This window comes from Pseudomonadota bacterium (assembly GCA_039196715.1).
In the GTDB taxonomy this organism is placed as follows: Bacteria; Pseudomonadota; Gammaproteobacteria; order CALCKW01; family CALCKW01; genus CALCKW01.
Window position 1 is genome coordinate 19590 of record JBCCUP010000031.1, and the last position, 16532, is coordinate 36121.

Genomic DNA, 16532 nt, shown 5'->3' on the forward strand with positions numbered 1-16532 from the left:
TTGCACCGATGCCGCCGGTGTCGTTCCGGGTTGATCGCACGGTCGCCTACAATGACGCGATCCACGAGGAAATCGACACCATGACAGCACCCGTGCGCCGCATCGCAGACCTGAGTTCAACCGACGTCGGTCACGTCGTCACCGTGCGCGGCTGGGTGCGCACGCGGCGTGATTCCAAGGCCGGCCTGTCGTTCATTCAGGTACACGACGGCTCCTGCTTCGATGCATTCCAGGTCGTGGCGCGCGCCGAGTTGTCCAACTACGCGAGCGACATCAGCCGCGTGACCAGCGGCTGCAGTGTGATCGCCACCGGGGAAGTCGTGCAGAGCGAGGGCAAGGGTCAGTCAATCGAACTGAATGCCAGCGCGGTCGAGGTGGTGGGCTGGGTGGACAACCCGGACACCTACCCGGTTCAGCCCAAAGCGCACAGCATGGAGTACCTGCGCGAGGTCGCCCACCTGCGGCCGCGCACCAACACCTTCGGCGCCGTCGCCCGGGTGCGCCACACCCTCGCCCAGGCGATCCACCGCTACTTCGCCGACAACGGCTTCCTTTGGGTGCACACGCCGATCATCACCACAGGCGACGCCGAGGGCGCGGGCGAGATGTTCCGGGTGAGCTCGCTGGACCTCGCCAACCTGCCGCGCACGGAGAGCGGCGCGGTCGACACCAGCAAGGATTTCTTCGGGCGCGATGCCTACCTCACGGTCTCGGGCCAACTGAACGTCGAGGCCTACTGCCTCGCACTCGACAAGGTCTACACCTTCGGGCCGACCTTCCGGGCCGAGAACTCCAACACCAGTCGGCACCTGGCGGAGTTCTGGATGATCGAACCGGAAATCGCCTTCGCCGACCTCGACGACCTCGCGGCGTTGGCCGACGACCTGGTCAAGCACGCCATCGGCGTGCTGCTCGACGAGCGCGAGGACGACCTCGCCTTCTTCAACCAGCGTGTGGACAAGACCTGCCTCGCGCGGCTGCGGCATTTCGTCGATACCCCGGTCACGCGCATGGGCTACACGGAAGCGGTGTCAATCCTGCAAAACTCCGGCGAGTCTTTCGAGTTCCCGGTCAGCTGGGGTATCGACCTCGCCAGCGAACACGAGCGCTGGCTGTGCGAGCAACACGTGAAAGGCCCCGTCGTCGTGCAAGACTACCCGAAGGACATCAAGGCCTTCTACATGCGGTTGAACGACGACGACAGGACCGTTGCCGCCATGGACCTGCTCGCCCCCGGCATCGGCGAGATCATCGGGGGCTCGCAGCGGGAAGAACGGCTCGACGTGCTCGACGCGCGCATGGATGCGATCGGTGTCGACAAGACGCACCTGGATTGGTACCGCGACCTGCGCCGCTACGGCAGTGTGCCGCACGCGGGTTTCGGCCTCGGATTCGAGCGTCTTGTGGTCTACGCAACAGGCCTGTCCAACGTCCGCGACGCCATACCTTACCCGCGGACGCCGCGCAGCGCCCCATTCTGACTGCGCGCGCGCTCAGGCCCAGATGTCGCCGACGGTGAAGCCGGACGGAAAGGGGTCGGTCGGGTCGAGCAGGTACTGCGACACACCCGATATCCACGCCGTGCCAGACAGCCGCGGCACGATCGCCGGGTGCGGACCGACCCGGGTAAGCGATTCGATGCGCCCGGTGAAACGGGTACCCAGCGGCCCGGCGTTGACGTAGTCGACGCCGACGTCGATCAGCCCCTTGGCGTGCAACACCGCCAGTTTCGCGCAGGTGCCGGTGCCGCAGGGCGAGCGGTCAAGCGCGCCGGTCAAACCGCCCTGCCGACCGCGCGCCCCGCCTGTGGACAGCACGACGGCCCCGCGACCGTCGGTGTCGCCGGCCAGCGGTGGCGCTGTCAATTGCGAGATTGTCGGGACCTGGATCGCCGGGTTCTCCGGGTGGACAACGGGGTACTGGTCGGCCGCCGCACGTCGCAAGGCCTCGCCGAGGCGCACGGTGTCGCTGCCGTTCTCGGCCACCGGGTCGAGGTCGAATTGGGCCGCAGAGGCGATTACGAAGAACATGCCGCCCCAGGCGATGTCGACGGTCACCGTGCCAAGGTCCGGCACCTCGAGCGGCACATCCAGGTGCACCGCGAAGGCCGGCACATTGAGAAAACTCACTCGTGTGACCTTCCCGCGTTCACAGTGGGCGCGGACCTCGATCAGCCCGGCCGGTGCTTCGAGCACCAGGTCGGTCGTCGGTTCGGCCATGGGCAGGATGCCGGTCTCGAGCAGCGTCGTCACCACGCACATGGTGTTACTGCCGGACATCGGCGGGTACTCGGTCTGCTCCATGATGATGAAACCCGCGTCGGCCCGAGGGTGGCACGGCGGCACCAGCGCATTGCAACACAGCGCCGGGTTGCCCCGCGGCTCCTGCAGCATCAACGTTCGGAGGGTGTCGTGGTGTGCCTCGAAGAACTGCCTCTTCTCGAACACGGTGGCGCCGGGGAGGTGCGGTACACCGCCGGTGATCACCCGACCGCCTTCCCCTTCCGCGTGGGCCTCCACCGCCGTGATCATTCTGCTCGACTGCACCTTCCAGCCTCCGACACTCTGGGCGTGTGATGGTAACGCAGGCGAACTACGCCAGCCGCCCCCTGGGGCACACCATCCAGGCGGACGCCAGCCAACATGCCAACCGCGACACTGTGGCGTAGTGCGAAATTTATGTGTAATACGTGATGCGTTATTTATGTTAATTACTTTTGCACGTATTGGCTGCCATTCCCGGGCCCTGCCCGGGCCCACCGGTCACCAAACGCAAACGGACGCCCGCAGGCGTCCGTTTGCAGTCCTGAGCCGGCGGCCAGCCGAGTCAGGCTTCAGGCCACAGCTTCGGCGTCGGCTGACACCAGACTCCAGTGCACGCTGGTGTCCAGCAGCCGGTTGGCGAAACCCCACTCGTTGTCGTACCAGGCGCTGACACTGACCAACCGTTTGTCCACCACCCGCGTCAACGCGGTGTCCACGATCGACGACTCGCTCCGGTGGTTGAAGTCCAACGACACCAGCGGGGCTTTGCTGATGCCCATCACGTGCCCGTCGGCTGCCCGCTCCAGCACCGCATTGACCTCCTCGACCGTGGTGTCGGTGCCGACGGACACAGTCAGCTCGACCAGTGACACGTTCAGGGTCGGCACACGCAACGCCTGGCCGTCGAGCTTGCCCGCAAGCGCCGGCAGCACGTCGCCGACGGCGCGGGCCGCACCGGTGGCCGTCGGGACGATCGCAACCCCCGCTGCACGCGCTCGCCGCAGGTCCTTGTGCGGTGCGTCCACCAGCGATTGGTCGCCGGTGTAGGCGTGTACCGTGGTCACCGACCCACGCTCGATACCCAACGCACCGTGCAAGGCCGCCGCCACGGGCGAGACGCAGTTGGTCGTGCAGGAGGCGTTCGACACCACCCTGTCGTCAGCCGACATGGCGTTGTGGTTGACCCCGAACACCACCGTCTTTTCGGCGCCCTTAGCCGGCGCCGACACCAACACGCGCTCGGCGCCGGCATCGAGGTGGCGCGCCGCCGCCTCGCGCGTGGCAAACCGCCCCGTGCACTCGAGCACGGTGTCGACCCCAAGGTCACCCCACGGCAGTTTTTCCGGCGCCGGCTGCTGGTAGACGGCGATGCGGCGGCCCGCCACGGTCAGGCTGTCCGAACCCGCGACCACCTCGCCGTCAAAGCGTCCGTGACTGGAGTCGTAGGCGAACAAGTGCGCCATGGTGTCAACCGGCATCAGGTCGTTGACGGCAACCACGTCGAGGTCGTCGCGGCCTGATTCGATCCAGGCTCTGAGCGTGAGCCGGCCGATACGCCCGAATCCGTTGATAGCAACTCGTGTCATGGCAGTCCTTCCAATGATGTAGTACAGCTACAGTATTTCCCCGGAAGATACTAGTAAGACCAAAAATGTGTAGTCAAGTTTCATAAACGGCTACAGACGCCGGCGGAGCGTTGGCCCGACACGGTCACTGTTACACTGTCGGTCCACCACACCGACACGGCTGCGGCATGGCCCTGCTGTTACACGACGTTCCCGCACCGCAGGCCTCCGAAGCCATTCGCCCCAGCGCCGTCCGCTCGCGGGCGATCACGGCCGCCGACCGCTTTTTCACAGCACAGCTCATCGAGCTCACGCTGCGCCGTTGGATCGAGTGCGACGTCGGGCGCTGGAACGCGGCCGCGATGACGCGGCACATCGGCGCACGGTGCGCCGAGGGCCGCTGGCGGGTGCTCATGGTCGACGGCACGCGAATCGGCTTCTTCGCGCTGGAGGAATCAAGCCGCGAACTTCGCCTGGAGCAGCTGTTCATCCACCCCGACTGGCAAGGCCAGGGCATCGGCTTGCGCTTGGTCGAACAGTGCCAGGCGCGGGGCCGCCGACGCTGTAAACCGATCCGCCTGTCGGTGTTGCACTCCAACCCGGCCCGGCGTTTCTACCAACGCTGCGGCTTTGTGGAAGAATCGCGGACCCGCACGGCGCGGAAACTGGTCTGGTTTCCGAGCTGACACCACCACTGTCCAGCATGAACGTACACCTCAACACCCTTGGATGCCGGCTGAACGAAGCCGAACTGGAAACCTGGGCGGAGCAGTTTCGCGCACGCGGTGCGACCCTCGTGCCGACACCGGACACGGCTGACCTGACCGTGCTCAACACCTGCGCGGTGACCCGCGAGGCTGTGCGCAAATCCCGCCAGACGCTGCGGCGTCTCCACCGCGCCAACCCGAACGGCAAGCTCGTTGTCACCGGTTGCCACGCCACGCTGTCCGAGGCAAGCGTGGCGGCCGAACTCGGCGTCGACCTGGTGCTGGACAACGCCGCCAAAGACAGTCTGGTCGACACGGCACTGGCAAAGCTCGAACTGCCGGTGATGCCGGAGATCGCCACCGCACCGGCCGAACCCTCATTGTTCATGCGCAACCGGCACCGGGCGTTCATCAAGGTCCAGGACGGCTGCCGCTACCGCTGCACCTACTGCATTGTCACCACGGCCCGAGGTGCAGAACGGTCCCGCCCGATCGCCGAGGTGGTCGATGAGATCAACCGCCTTGCGACGCTCGGCGTTCAGGAGGCGGTGCTCACGGGCGTGCACGTCGGCGGCTATGGCTCGGATCTCGACTGCCATCTCAGCAACCTGGTCGAGGCCATTCTGGCTGATACCGATCTGCCGCGCCTGCGTTTCGCGTCGGTCGAGCCCTGGGACCTGCCGCAGGGTTTCTGGCGACTGTTCGACAACCCGCGCCTGATGCCGCACATGCACCTGCCGCTGCAAAGTGGGTCAGACAGCGTGCTCAGGCGCATGGCACGGCGTTGCAAGACCGCGGAATTCGAAGCCATGGTCGCCGACGCCCGTGCACAGGTGCCGGGCTTCAACGTGACCACCGACATCATTGTCGGTTTTCCCGGCGAGACCGACGCCGAGTGGCAGGAGACGCTCGCCACCGTCGAGCGGATCGGCTTCGGCCACATGCACATCTTCAGCTTTTCCGAACGCGAGGGCACCAAGGCAGCACGCCTCCCGGACCCGGTCGACAGCGCGGTCAAGGCCGCGCGCTCGCAGGCGTTGCACGCCCTCGCCGATCAACTCAAGCATGGCACGCTGATGTCGATGGTGGGCACGCGCCAACGCGTGCTGTGGGAGGGCCAGGGTCTGCTCACGGACGACGGCATCACGGTGCAAACCGGCTACACCGAAAATTTCGTGCGCGTCGAGCGCCGCAGCCCCGCGCCAACCGACCCGGCCACGGTCACAGACGTGGATATCACGTCAGTTCACCGTGGCCCGAAGGGGTGGGTGCTGGCCGCCCCGGCCTGAGCCTACGCCCGCCCGTAGCCATCCGCGGCAGCGCACCAGACGACCACCCTCGCGTGTGTCCAAGCGGTTTCATTGGCAACAAACTGTTCGGTGATGTCGTCGCCCCTGTGTGACTGCAGCGCGGGTGCGCATCAATCTATACTTGCGCGATACTGGTCCCGACGTGCACCAGCGAGACACAGGGACAGTGCAACGGCAACGCGCCTGGGCGCGGGCCGTCACTCGACACCGGAATGAGAGGTTGGCATGAGCAAGCGTCCCGACACGGATCCCACAGAGACACGTGAGTGGCTGGACGCGCTCGACGCTGTGGTCGAACACGAGGGCGTCGACCGTGCGCACTTCCTGATCGAGCAATTGATCGACAAGGCGCGCCGCAGCGGCGCCAACCTGCCCTACACGGCGACCACGGCGTACATCAACAGTATCCCCGTCGAGCAGCAGACCCCGAGCCCTGGCGACCACGAGCTCGAACACCGGATTCGCTCGATGATCCGCTGGAACGCCACCGCCATGGTGCTGCGGGCCAACCAGGACGACTCGGGCCTCGGCGGCCACATCGCGAGTTTCGCGTCCGCCGCGACCCTCTACGATGTCGGCTTCAACCACTTCTGGCACGCTCCGACCAAGGACCACGGCGGCGACCTGCTGTTCATCCAGGGCCACAGCGCACCGGGAATCTACGCGCGCGCCTTCCTCGAGGGGCGCCTGAGCAGCGACGACCTCGACAAGTTTCGGCGTGAAGTCGACGGCGACGGACTCTCGTCCTATCCACACCCCTACCTGATGCCGGATTTCTGGCAGTTTCCGACGGTGTCGATGGGCCTCGGGCCACTCTCGGCGATCTACCAGGCGCGGTTCATGAAGTACCTCGAGGACCGCGGCCTGAGCCAGACCGGCAACCGCCAGATCTGGGCGTTCATGGGCGACGGGGAAATGGACGAGCCGGAGTCGCTCGGCGCGATCTCGCTCGCGGGCCGGGAGAAACTCGGCAACCTGAATTTTGTCATCAATTGCAACTTGCAGCGGCTCGACGGGCCGGTGCGCGGCAACGGCAAGATCATCCAGGAGCTCGAAGGCGTGTTTCGTGGCGCGGGCTGGAACGTGATCAAGGTGATCTGGGGTTCGTACTGGGACCCGTTGCTCGCGCGCGACACCGAGGGTCACCTGCAACAGGTGATGATGGACACCGTCGACGGCGAGTACCAGAATTTCAAAGCGAAAGGCGGTGCGTACACGCGCGAGCACTTCTTCGGCAAGCACCCGGCCACCAAGGCGCTGGTGTCCACCCTCGCGGATGCCGATATCTGGCGACTGAACCGCGGCGGGCACGACCCGCACAAGGTGTACGCGGCCTACCACGCCGCCGTGAACACCCACGATCGCCCCACTGTGATTCTCGCCAAGACTGTCAAGGGCTACGGTATGGGCGAGAGTGGCGAGGGCACCAACGCCACGCACCAGCAAAAGAAAATGGCGCTCGAGGCACTCAAGAAGATGCGCACGCGCTTCGAGATACCGCTGAGTGACGAGCAGGTCGAGCAACTCGAATACATCAAGCCCGACACCGATAGCCCGGAGATGACCTACCTGCACCAGCGGCGACGCGCCCTTGGTGGCTTCCTGCCGGCACGGAAGAAATTCGCAGCTCCCCTCGATGTGCCGAAACTCGCGGCGTTCCAGGCGCTGCTCGACGGTTCGGGTGACCGCGAGATGTCCACCACGATGGCCTTCGTGCGCATCCTGAACACCCTGGTCAAGGACAAGCAAATCGGCAAAAACGTCGTGCCGATCGTGCCCGACGAGGCGCGCACCTTCGGCATGGAGGGCATGTTCCGTCAGCTCGGCATCTACAGCTCGGTCGGCCAGCTGTACGAACCGCAAGACCGCGACCAGATCATGTATTACAAGGAAGACAAGAGCGGTCAGATCCTCGAGGAAGGTATCAACGAGGCCGGCGCGATGAGCTCCTGGGTCGCGGCCGCGACAGCCTACTCCACGCACGGCGTCAACATGGTGCCGTTCTACATCTACTACTCGATGTTCGGTTTCCAGCGCATCGGCGACCTCGCCTGGATGGCGGGGGACATGCGAGCGCGTGGTTTCATGCTCGGCGGCACCGCCGGCCGAACCACACTCAACGGCGAGGGCCTGCAGCACGAAGACGGCCACAGCCACGTGCTCGCCAGCACGATTCCGAACTGCGTCACCTACGACCCCTGCTACGCCTACGAGCTGGCCGTGATTATCCAGCACGGCCTCAAGCGCATGTACCAGGACCAGGATGATGTCTACCACTACATCACGGTGATGAACGAGAACTACGCTCACCCACCGATGCCCGAAGGCAGTGAGGAAGGCATCATCCGCGGTATCTACAAACTGCACGGCGCCGAGGGTGAGACGAACAAGGTGCAGCTGCTCGGCTCGGGCACGATCCTGCGCGAAGTCATCGAGGGCGCGAAACTGCTCAAGGCCGACTTCGGTGTCGACGCCGACGTGTTCTCGGTGACCAGTTTCAACGAACTCGCTCGCGACGGTGCCGCCTGCCAACGTTACAACATGCTCAACCCGGACAAGCCGCAACGCGAGCCCTGGGTGGCGCAGGTGCTCGACGAGTCGCTGCCGACGATCACCTCGAGCGACTACATCCGGGCCTGGGGCGAACAGATTCGGCCCTGGCTCAAGGGCGCCTACACGGTGCTCGGCACCGACGGCTACGGCCGCTCGGACACCCGCGAGAAGCTGCGCGAGTTCTTCGAGGTCAACCGGTTCTACGTTGTGGTCGCTGCGTTGCACTCGCTCGCCGAGGACAACAAGGTGCCACGCAGCCTGGTCGGCGATGCCATGAAGCGGTACAAGCTCAGTGGCAACAAGCCTGACCCCATGTTTGCCTGATCGCGGGACGGAACCATGAGCCAACAGATTGAAGTGCGCGTCCCGGACATTGGCGATTCTGGCGAGGTCGAGGTCATCGAGGTGCTGGTTGCGGTCGGCGACACCGTCGCGGAGGAGCAATCGCTGGTCACGCTCGAGAGCGACAAGGCCAGCATGGACGTGCCGAGTTCGCACGCCGGCACGGTGGTCGCTGTGAACGTCAGCACCGGCGATGCCGTGTCGCAGGGCACCGTCATCGTCACCCTCGAGGGCGCCGCTGCGTCGGGCGCCGTCGCGTCGGGCGCCGCTGCGTCGGGCGACGCCGCGCCGGCTGCCGACGCCGATGCGACCGACAGTGCACCGGAACCGGCCACGCCCAGCGCGAGCCAGGCCGTGCCGGTGACCGTGCCGGACATCGGCACGGACACGGTCACGGTGATCGAGGTGATGGTCAAGCCCGGCGACACGGTCGACGCGGAGCAGGCCCTGCTGACGCTGGAGAGCGACAAGGCCAGCATGGACCTGCCGAGCCCGCAGGCCGGAGAGATCGTGCAGGTCGATGTGGAGGTCGGCAGCACGGTCTCCGAGGGCGACCAGGTCGCCGTGCTCCGCGCGAGTGGTGCGGCAGCCGTCGCTGCGGCAGCCGTCGCTGCGGCAGCCGATGCTGCGAAAGACCAACCGGCCGCGCCCGCCGCCGTGCCCGACGCACCGCCGCCACCCCCCGCTGCCCCTGCAAGCACGGCACCGGCGCCTCGCGCGCCCGCCGCGTCGCGCTCGCCGACAGCGGCGTTGTCCGGCAACACCGGCAAAAAAGCCCACGCCAGCCCGTCGGTGCGCAAGTTCGCGCGCGAGCTGGGTGCCGACATCACGCAAGTCTCGGGTACCGGACCGAAGGGCCGGATTCTCAAGCAGGATGTCACCGACTTTGTCCGGGGCGTGGTCGAGAACGCCGGCAGTGTGGGCGTCAACGCCAGCGGCCGCGCCAGCGCTGGCGGGGCCGGCATTCCACCGATACCCGAGGTCGACTTCTCCCGCTTCGGTCCGATCGAACGCGTCCCGCTGAGCCGGATCAACAAGCTCTCGGCGGCCAACCTGCACCGGTCGTGGTTGAACGTGCCACTGGTGACCCACAACGACGAGGCCGACATCACCGAGCTCGAGGCCTTTCGTAAATCGATCAAGGAAGACGCGGCCGAGCGCGGCGTGCGCGTCAGCAGCCTCAGCTTCCAGATGATCGCCCTGGCGCGCGCGCTGAAGGCGTTCCCGAAATTCAACGCCTCGCTCTCGCCCGACGGCGAAGCGCTGATCTACAAGCAGTACTACCACATCGGCATCGCGGTGGACACGCCGAACGGCCTGGTGGTGCCCGTGTTCCGTGACGTTGACACCAAGTCGGTGTTCGACCTCGCCGAAGAGATGATGGACGTCTCCAAACGCGCGCGGGAAAAGAAACTCAAACCCGACGAAATGCAGGGCGCCTGCATGACAATCTCCAGCCTGGGCGGCATCGGCGGCACGCATTTCACCCCGCTGGTCAACGCGCCGGAAGTCGCGATCCTCGGCGTCTCGCGCGCCAAGATGCAACCGGTGTGGAACGGCGACAGTTTCGAGCCCCGGTTGATGTTGCCGCTGTCGCTCTCCTACGACCACCGTGCAATCGACGGCGCCGACGCCGCCCGCTTTTGCGCCTACCTCTCCACGCTGCTCGGCGACATTCGCCGGCTGATGCTCTAGGGCCGCGGGCATGGCTGAACTGCACACCATCGAAGTGCCCGACATCGGCGACTTCAACGACGTCGAGATCATCGAAGTCCACGTGTCGGTCAACGACGTGTTGGCAGTCGAGCAGTCCCTGCTGACAGTCGAGAGCGACAAGGCCAGCATGGACATTCCGGCCCCACACGCTGGCACGCTCACAAGCCTGCAGGTCAAGGTGGGCGACACGATATCCGCGGGCAGCGTGATCGGCGTGATGGAGCTCGCCGAGTCCGGTTCGGCCGCACCCGCCGCTCACGCGCCTCTCGACGCCCCCGCCGCTGCACCCGAGACACCGGCTGCTGCGTCGATTGCACAGGACACCGACCGACACTGCCAGCTGCTGGTGCTCGGTGCCGGACCTGGCGGCTACTCGGCCGCGTTCCGGGCGGCCGACCTCGGCGTCGACACCGTGCTCATCGAACGCAACCCGACACTCGGCGGTGTGTGCCTGAACGTCGGCTGTATCCCCTCGAAGGCGTTGCTGCACATCGCCGCGGTGATCGACGAAACCGCCCACCTTGCGCACGCCGGCGTGCGATTTGCCGCCCCCGAAGTCGACCTCGACGGCTTGCGCACGCACAAGGACAACGTGGTCGCCAAGCTGACCGGTGGCCTCACCGGCATGGCAAAACAACGCAAGGTGGACGTGGTGCGCGGTGTCGGGACCTTCGCCGGGCCCAATCGCCTCCGGGTGGCCCTCGCCGACGGCGGCGAAACCCACATCGGCTTCGATCGCTGCATCATCGCGGCGGGCAGCGAATCGGTGAACTTGCCGTTTCTGCCGGACGACCCGCGTGTCGTCGACTCGACCGGGGCACTCGAGTTGCCGGCCATCCCCAAGCGCATGCTGGTGATCGGCGGCGGCATCATCGGCCTCGAGCTCGGCTCCGTGTACGCGACCCTCGGCGCGTCGGTGGACATTGTCGAAATGACCGGATCGCTGATGCCGGGTGCCGACCCGGACCTGGTCAAGGCCTGGCAGAAACACAACGCGTCGCGCTTTGACCGCGTGATGCTGAACACACGCACCACGGCGGCCGAAGCGATCGAGGCCGGCATCCGGGTGAGCTTCGAGGGCGAGGCGGCACCGGACGCCGACGTGGTGTACGACTTCGTGTTGCAGGCCGTCGGGCGCAGACCCAACGGCACGCTGCTGCACGTCGAGCAGGCGGCCCTGACGCCGACCGAGCGCGGTTTTCTCGACGTCGACGCGCAGATGCGCACGGCACAGCCCCACATCTTCGCGATCGGTGACATCGTCGGCCAGCCGATGCTGGCACACAAGGCAGTGCACGAAGGGCACGTCGCGGCCGAGGTCATCGCAGGCGAGTTGCTGAACGACGACAAACTCAAAGCGGCGGCCTTCGACCCGATGCAGATCCCGAGCGTGGCCTACACCGACCCCGAGGTCGCCTGGGCCGGCAAGACGGAAAGCGAGCTCAAGGCGGCCGGTATCGACTACCGCAAGGGCCAGTTTCCGTTTGCGGCGTCCGGGCGCGCGATCGCGAACAACCGCACCGAAGGCTTCACCAAGTTGCTGTTCGAGGCCGAGAGCGGCCGGATCATCGGCGGCGGCATCGTCGGCACGGGCGCGGGTGACTACATTGGCGAAGTGTGTCTCGCGATCGAAATGGGTGCCGACGACGTCGACATCGGCAAGACCATTCACCCGCACCCCACACTGGGCGAATCGATCGGCCTGGCCGCTGAAGTGGCGCACGGAAGTTGTACTGATTTACCACCTCAACGCCGCCGCTGACACTGCAGCAGCGTCACCGCTCTGACACTTGTCTGACGCGCCGTGTGAATGTGCAACGCCGGCGCCGGCCTGTGCTATAGCTATGCCCATTCGCGTGCTACCGTGCGCGCAACACAGATAAAACGGAGCCAATCCATGCTTGATCACATCAACGAAACCAACACGGCTGGCAACAATTTCGGCAAGCTCGTCCTGCGCTTGACGCTCGGCGTGTTGATGCTGTTCCACGGCTACGCCAAGCTCAGCGGTGACCTGGTGTGGCTCGAGAACATGCTCGCAGGCTACAACCTGCCGCCACAGTTGGCATACGGTGTCTACGTCGGCGAGATCCTCGCGCCGATCATGATCATCCTCGGCGCCTTCTGCCGTTTCGGTGGGTTGATCATCGTGGTCAACATGGGCTTTGCGCTGTTCCTCGCACACCAGAGCGAACTGATGCTGCTGAATGAAACCGGCGGCTATGCGCTAGAGGTGCAGGCCTTCTTCCTCTTCACCGCGCTTGCCATGGTGTTTCTCGGCAGCGGCCGCTACGCGGTGCGTCCCGACTGACGGGCGAACTTCGCACGGCGCGTTACGCTGGGATCGGTAACACCTGTGCCACCAGGCGCTCCGGCTTGTCGACCAACGCGAGAAACGCCTCACCCAAGGCCTGGCTCTCGGCCAGTGCCGCGCGCCAGCGCGCCTGACGGTCGGCATCGGCACACCGGCTGAAATCCCGTCGGTCCGGTAGCCGACCGCCGGGCAGGCGCTCGACGTGCGCAGCCGACGGTGAAATCAGCAGAACGTTGCGCAAGTCCTGCGCTCGGGCACGTCGCCAGCGCAGCGCCTTGTCGAACCAGCCGGGACTCACGTGCGCAAAGAAGTGCGGGTAGAGCACCACGCCCTCGCGCGCATTCGCAGCGAACAGCCAGTCCGGCACCGGGTGGTAGTCGAGCAGCCCACCGTCACGGTACACCCCCGTGGGCGCGCCACGGATGTCGTGCACACCCTGCATGTAGACAGGCAGTGCCCCCGAGGCTACCACCGCGTCACCGAGGTTCTCGTTGCACAGCGCCACCTGTTGGCTCGGCACGCCGTCGACCGGTGCCAATGGCCACGCGCTGCGCGGGTCACTGAACACCACCCGCTCGGCCCAGTGATGCAGTCGCGCACGGCCCCTCAGGTTGGCGAAGAAGCCCGCGACGATAGCGCGTTTCTGCCCGCCGGGCCGCGGGTCGGCCAGCCCGCCGTGGCAGCGCGCGGTGCCAACATGAAAGCGGTAGCGCGGGTGCGAGAGGATGCTCGATCCCCCGTCCGGCAGCGCGACCGAGACGATGCGAGCAGTCTCCCGTGAGATCGACTCGGGCGTGGGCACACCGTGGTAACGCTGCGCGATGTAGGCCTCGGCCAGGGTCGCCAGACTCTGCCGCGGATCGTCCTGACAGGCAGCGGCCAACTTGAAAGTGCCAATCGAGGTACCGAGCAGATCAATCGGCTGTGCGCCGTCACGCGGCAACCAGTCGCCAAACACGGCCTGATCGAGCCCGCAGATGCCGAGCCACTTCGCGGCACCCGAGGCGCCGACCACGGCGCGGACGTGCGCTGGCTGCAAGCCGTGCTGCCGAATGTACTCACGCGCAGCCGTCCCGGCATGCAGCACCAGTCTGTCCGCCATCTTCCGCATTTCCGTCGAATTCGGACCCGCAGTGTAGGGTGTCGTGGCATCGGGTGCGCGGTGCGCACAACCGCATGCAGTGCCTGTCATCCACCCGGTCGGGCTGCCGCCCACGCGCGGAACCCTGACCCCGGACAGCCATCCCAACGGTGTGGTGCCCAGCGGCGAAAGCGTGGAACGGTCCTGTTCACCACACTACAATGCCCCACGCACCACCAACCGGCGGTGCCTGGCTCGGCGCGCTACGCGCGCTACCACCCTCCCGCAGCCTGGCTGCGGCACCAAGGACTCACTCCATTGAAAACGATTACCTCGGCCCTGCTGCTCGCCGCAGGCTTGACCACTGCTGGCAGCGTTGGAGCCAATCAAGACATGCAGGACCTCAGCTACAGCCTCGGCGCCCTGATCGGTGACCGCATACTCACCCCGTACCAGGAGCTCGACTACGATCGGCTGCTCGAGGGGCTGAAAGCGGCGCACCAGAAGGCGGCGCTTGAAATCGACCTCGACACCGCCAACCAGATCGTCCAGGCCGAGTCACAGAAGGCGCAGGAAGCGGCCACCGCAGAAGCACGCGCGGCCGGCGAGGCCTTTCTCGCCGAGCAGGCTGCGCGCGAAGGCGTGATGTCCACCGACTCCGGCCTGCTGTACGAGGTCAAGGTTGCCGGCGACGGCGCGAAGCCGGCGGCCACGGATCAGGTCACGGTGCACTACGAAGGCCGACTCATCGACGGCACGGTGTTCGACAGCTCGATCGCCCGTGGCGAACCGACGAGCTTCGCGCTCAACCAGGTGATCCCCGGCTGGACCGAGGGCTTGCAGCTCATGCCCGTGGGCAGCAAATACACCTTCTACATTCCCTCGGACCTCGCCTACGGCGCGCGCGGCGCCGGCGGGTCGATCGGCCCGCACCAGGCGTTGATCTTCGACGTCGAGCTGATCGCCATCGGCGGCTGATGCGACACCGCGTCTGAGTACACCGGCGGGTGACTTCCACCCGCCGGCTGTTTACCCTGTCGTCACCAGACCACCTCAGACCGGACCCCACCATGACGCTGCATGTGATCGACCACCCCCTGATCAAGCACAAGATCGGGCTCATGCGCCGTGCCGACATCAGCATCAAGAGCTTTCGCGACCTCGCTGGCGAGGTGGGTATGCTGCTCACCTACGAGGCCACCCGCAGCCTGCCCACCGAGACCACAACGATCGAATGCTGGTCCGGTGCGGTGGACGTCGAACAACTGCAAGGTAAAAAGCTGACGGTGGTGCCGATCCTGCGCGCCGGCCTCGGCATGCTGACCGGCTGCCTCGAGGCGATCCCGAGCGCGCGCGTGTCAGTCGTCGGGCTGTACCGCGACGAGACCACACTGCAACCCGTGCCCTACTTCGAAAAACTCTGCCAGGACGTCGACCAACGCCGCGCCGTGGTGCTGGACCCGATGCTCGCGACTGGCGGCACCGCGATCGCGACCATTGACATGCTCAAGGCCAAGGGTTGCTCTGACATTCGCGCGCTCTTTCTGGTCGCGGCCCCCGAGGGCGTCGACGCCATGCAGGCGGCCCATCCGGATGTGGACATCTACACCGCTGCACTCGACGAGCGGCTGAACGAGCACGGCTATATCCTGCCCGGGCTCGGCGATGCCGGGGACAAGATCTTCGGCACACGCTGAGAATCTGCGACACGGCGCACGCCCACGGTGCGCCACCCCCTCGCCCATCCCGTGGGCTGTGTCTCAAAACCGGCACACACCGCGGTGTGCAGAGCCCGGCTGGCCGGGAACCCTCGACACGGTCACAGCCAGCGTCAGGCGCTTGACGCAGAATGCATCCCACTCGCAGCGCAGTAAGGGGTTGCTGCAACGCGATAGGGGTCGCCAGCCTGCGACCGGTTGCTCACGCCATCGGCACCCGACTCGGGTGGTCGTATTGCAGGGTTCGAGACAATCCGGTCGCAGGCGCCCCCGCCCTCACCGCCGCACGTCCCCACCAACGATCGCCCGCGATCGAGACGAGAAGTCCCGGCGCCACAGCACGTAGAGCACCCAGATCGTTCCGACGGCGAGACCGGCCGCGTGCAACAGCCACAGAAAGCAGGCGATGGCGAAGAAGTACGCGCGCAGCCCGTTGTTGAAGTGTTCCGCGGACAACATGTGGAGTTGCGCCAACTGCTCGATGCGCAGTTCGACGTCCGACGCCGGTGCCGATTGCTCTGGCATCGCCCCCATCAACACGGCGCAATAGTTGAACAGACGATAGCTCCACATCAGCTTGAAAAACGCGAAAGCAAACACGCCGGCAACCAGCACCACCTTGATGCGCCAGTTGACGCCGACGGAATTCGGGTCGAAGCCGGTCTCGGAGAGCGAAAACGTCGCGTCGCCGTAACCGAGCATCGCCGTCATCGCACCGATCATCAGCACCGCAGTCGAGGCGAGGAAACCGACCCCCTGCATCAGGGCGGACTGGATTTGCGAGTCGACGATGCGGATCTCGCGCGCAGCCATCCCGGCGATCCAGTCGCGCCGGATCGCGTCCATGCGCGCCGTGATGCTGCGGTCGCGGTACACGCCGTCGGCGAGGCTGACGTAGCCGAACCAGCCAAGTGAAAAAACCAGCAGACCGATCAGGTCCAGCGCGTTGAAATTCATGTGGG

The 16532-nt window shown here is 65.9% G+C and carries 13 protein-coding genes; 9 read left to right on the forward strand and 4 right to left on the reverse strand.

Translation table 11 applies throughout. From position 1 onward, the window contains the following. Window positions 1–80 precede the first annotated feature (80 nt). On the forward strand, window positions 81–1481 hold the full coding sequence (gene asnS / locus AAGA11_12180; GenBank protein MEM9603613.1) for an asparagine--tRNA ligase: 1401 nt from the start codon (window positions 81–83) through the stop codon (window positions 1479–1481). A gap of 12 nt (window positions 1482–1493) precedes the next feature. Here the strand turns inward: asnS and AAGA11_12185 are convergent, their stop codons facing one another. Beyond that, window positions 1494–2546 carry a proline racemase family protein gene (locus AAGA11_12185; GenBank protein MEM9603614.1) on the reverse strand — a complete coding sequence of 351 codons (1053 nt, stop codon included), beginning with the start codon at window positions 2544–2546 and terminating at the stop codon, window positions 1494–1496. A 287-nt stretch (window positions 2547–2833) separates the two neighbouring features. After that, entirely contained in the window at window positions 2834–3850 is a 1017-nt protein-coding gene (gene gap, locus AAGA11_12190) for a type I glyceraldehyde-3-phosphate dehydrogenase (GenBank protein ID MEM9603615.1), read from the reverse strand. Between the two features lie 167 nt (window positions 3851–4017). Here gap and AAGA11_12195 point away from each other — a divergent pair, with 167 nt between their 5' ends. The 6 genes from AAGA11_12195 (at window position 4018) to AAGA11_12220 (ending at window position 12768) form a co-directional block, all read left to right on the forward strand. After that, window positions 4018–4515, forward strand: coding sequence for a GNAT family N-acetyltransferase (locus AAGA11_12195; protein ID MEM9603616.1), 498 nt, complete (start codon window positions 4018–4020; stop codon window positions 4513–4515). Window positions 4516–4532: 17 nt separating this feature from the next. Next, on the forward strand, window positions 4533–5825 hold the full coding sequence (mtaB, locus tag AAGA11_12200) for a tRNA (N(6)-L-threonylcarbamoyladenosine(37)-C(2))-methylthiotransferase MtaB (protein MEM9603617.1): 1293 nt from the start codon (window positions 4533–4535) through the stop codon (window positions 5823–5825). 246 nt (window positions 5826–6071) lie between these two features. Beyond that, the gene (aceE, locus tag AAGA11_12205; protein MEM9603618.1) at window positions 6072–8723 is read left to right on the forward strand and encodes a pyruvate dehydrogenase (acetyl-transferring), homodimeric type; all 2652 of its coding nucleotides are present in this window, start codon (window positions 6072–6074) and stop codon (window positions 8721–8723) included. A 15-nt stretch (window positions 8724–8738) separates the two neighbouring features. Continuing rightward, the gene (gene aceF, locus AAGA11_12210; GenBank protein MEM9603619.1) at window positions 8739–10436 is read left to right on the forward strand and encodes a dihydrolipoyllysine-residue acetyltransferase; all 1698 of its coding nucleotides are present in this window, start codon (window positions 8739–8741) and stop codon (window positions 10434–10436) included. Between the two features lie 10 nt (window positions 10437–10446). Further along, a complete protein-coding gene (gene lpdA, locus AAGA11_12215; GenBank protein MEM9603620.1) occupies window positions 10447–12219 on the forward strand; it encodes a dihydrolipoyl dehydrogenase in 1773 nt (590 codons plus the stop codon). A 135-nt stretch (window positions 12220–12354) separates the two neighbouring features. Then, a complete protein-coding gene (locus tag AAGA11_12220; GenBank protein MEM9603621.1) occupies window positions 12355–12768 on the forward strand; it encodes a DoxX family protein in 414 nt (137 codons plus the stop codon). Between the two features lie 22 nt (window positions 12769–12790). Here the strand turns inward: AAGA11_12220 and AAGA11_12225 are convergent, their stop codons facing one another. Beyond that, window positions 12791–13873 (reverse strand): patatin-like phospholipase family protein, encoded by a 1083-nt coding sequence (locus AAGA11_12225; protein ID MEM9603622.1) that lies wholly within the window; start codon window positions 13871–13873, stop codon window positions 12791–12793. A gap of 372 nt (window positions 13874–14245) precedes the next feature. Here AAGA11_12225 and AAGA11_12230 point away from each other — a divergent pair, with 372 nt between their 5' ends. Further along, the gene (locus tag AAGA11_12230; GenBank protein MEM9603623.1) at window positions 14246–14830 is read left to right on the forward strand and encodes an FKBP-type peptidyl-prolyl cis-trans isomerase; all 585 of its coding nucleotides are present in this window, start codon (window positions 14246–14248) and stop codon (window positions 14828–14830) included. A 92-nt stretch (window positions 14831–14922) separates the two neighbouring features. Then, window positions 14923–15549 carry a uracil phosphoribosyltransferase gene (gene upp / locus AAGA11_12235; GenBank protein MEM9603624.1) on the forward strand — a complete coding sequence of 209 codons (627 nt, stop codon included), beginning with the start codon at window positions 14923–14925 and terminating at the stop codon, window positions 15547–15549. Between the two features lie 297 nt (window positions 15550–15846). Here upp and AAGA11_12240 read toward each other — a convergent pair whose 3' ends face one another. Then, window positions 15847–16527 carry a DUF599 domain-containing protein gene (locus AAGA11_12240; GenBank protein MEM9603625.1) on the reverse strand — a complete coding sequence of 227 codons (681 nt, stop codon included), beginning with the start codon at window positions 16525–16527 and terminating at the stop codon, window positions 15847–15849. Window positions 16528–16532 lie beyond the last annotated feature (5 nt).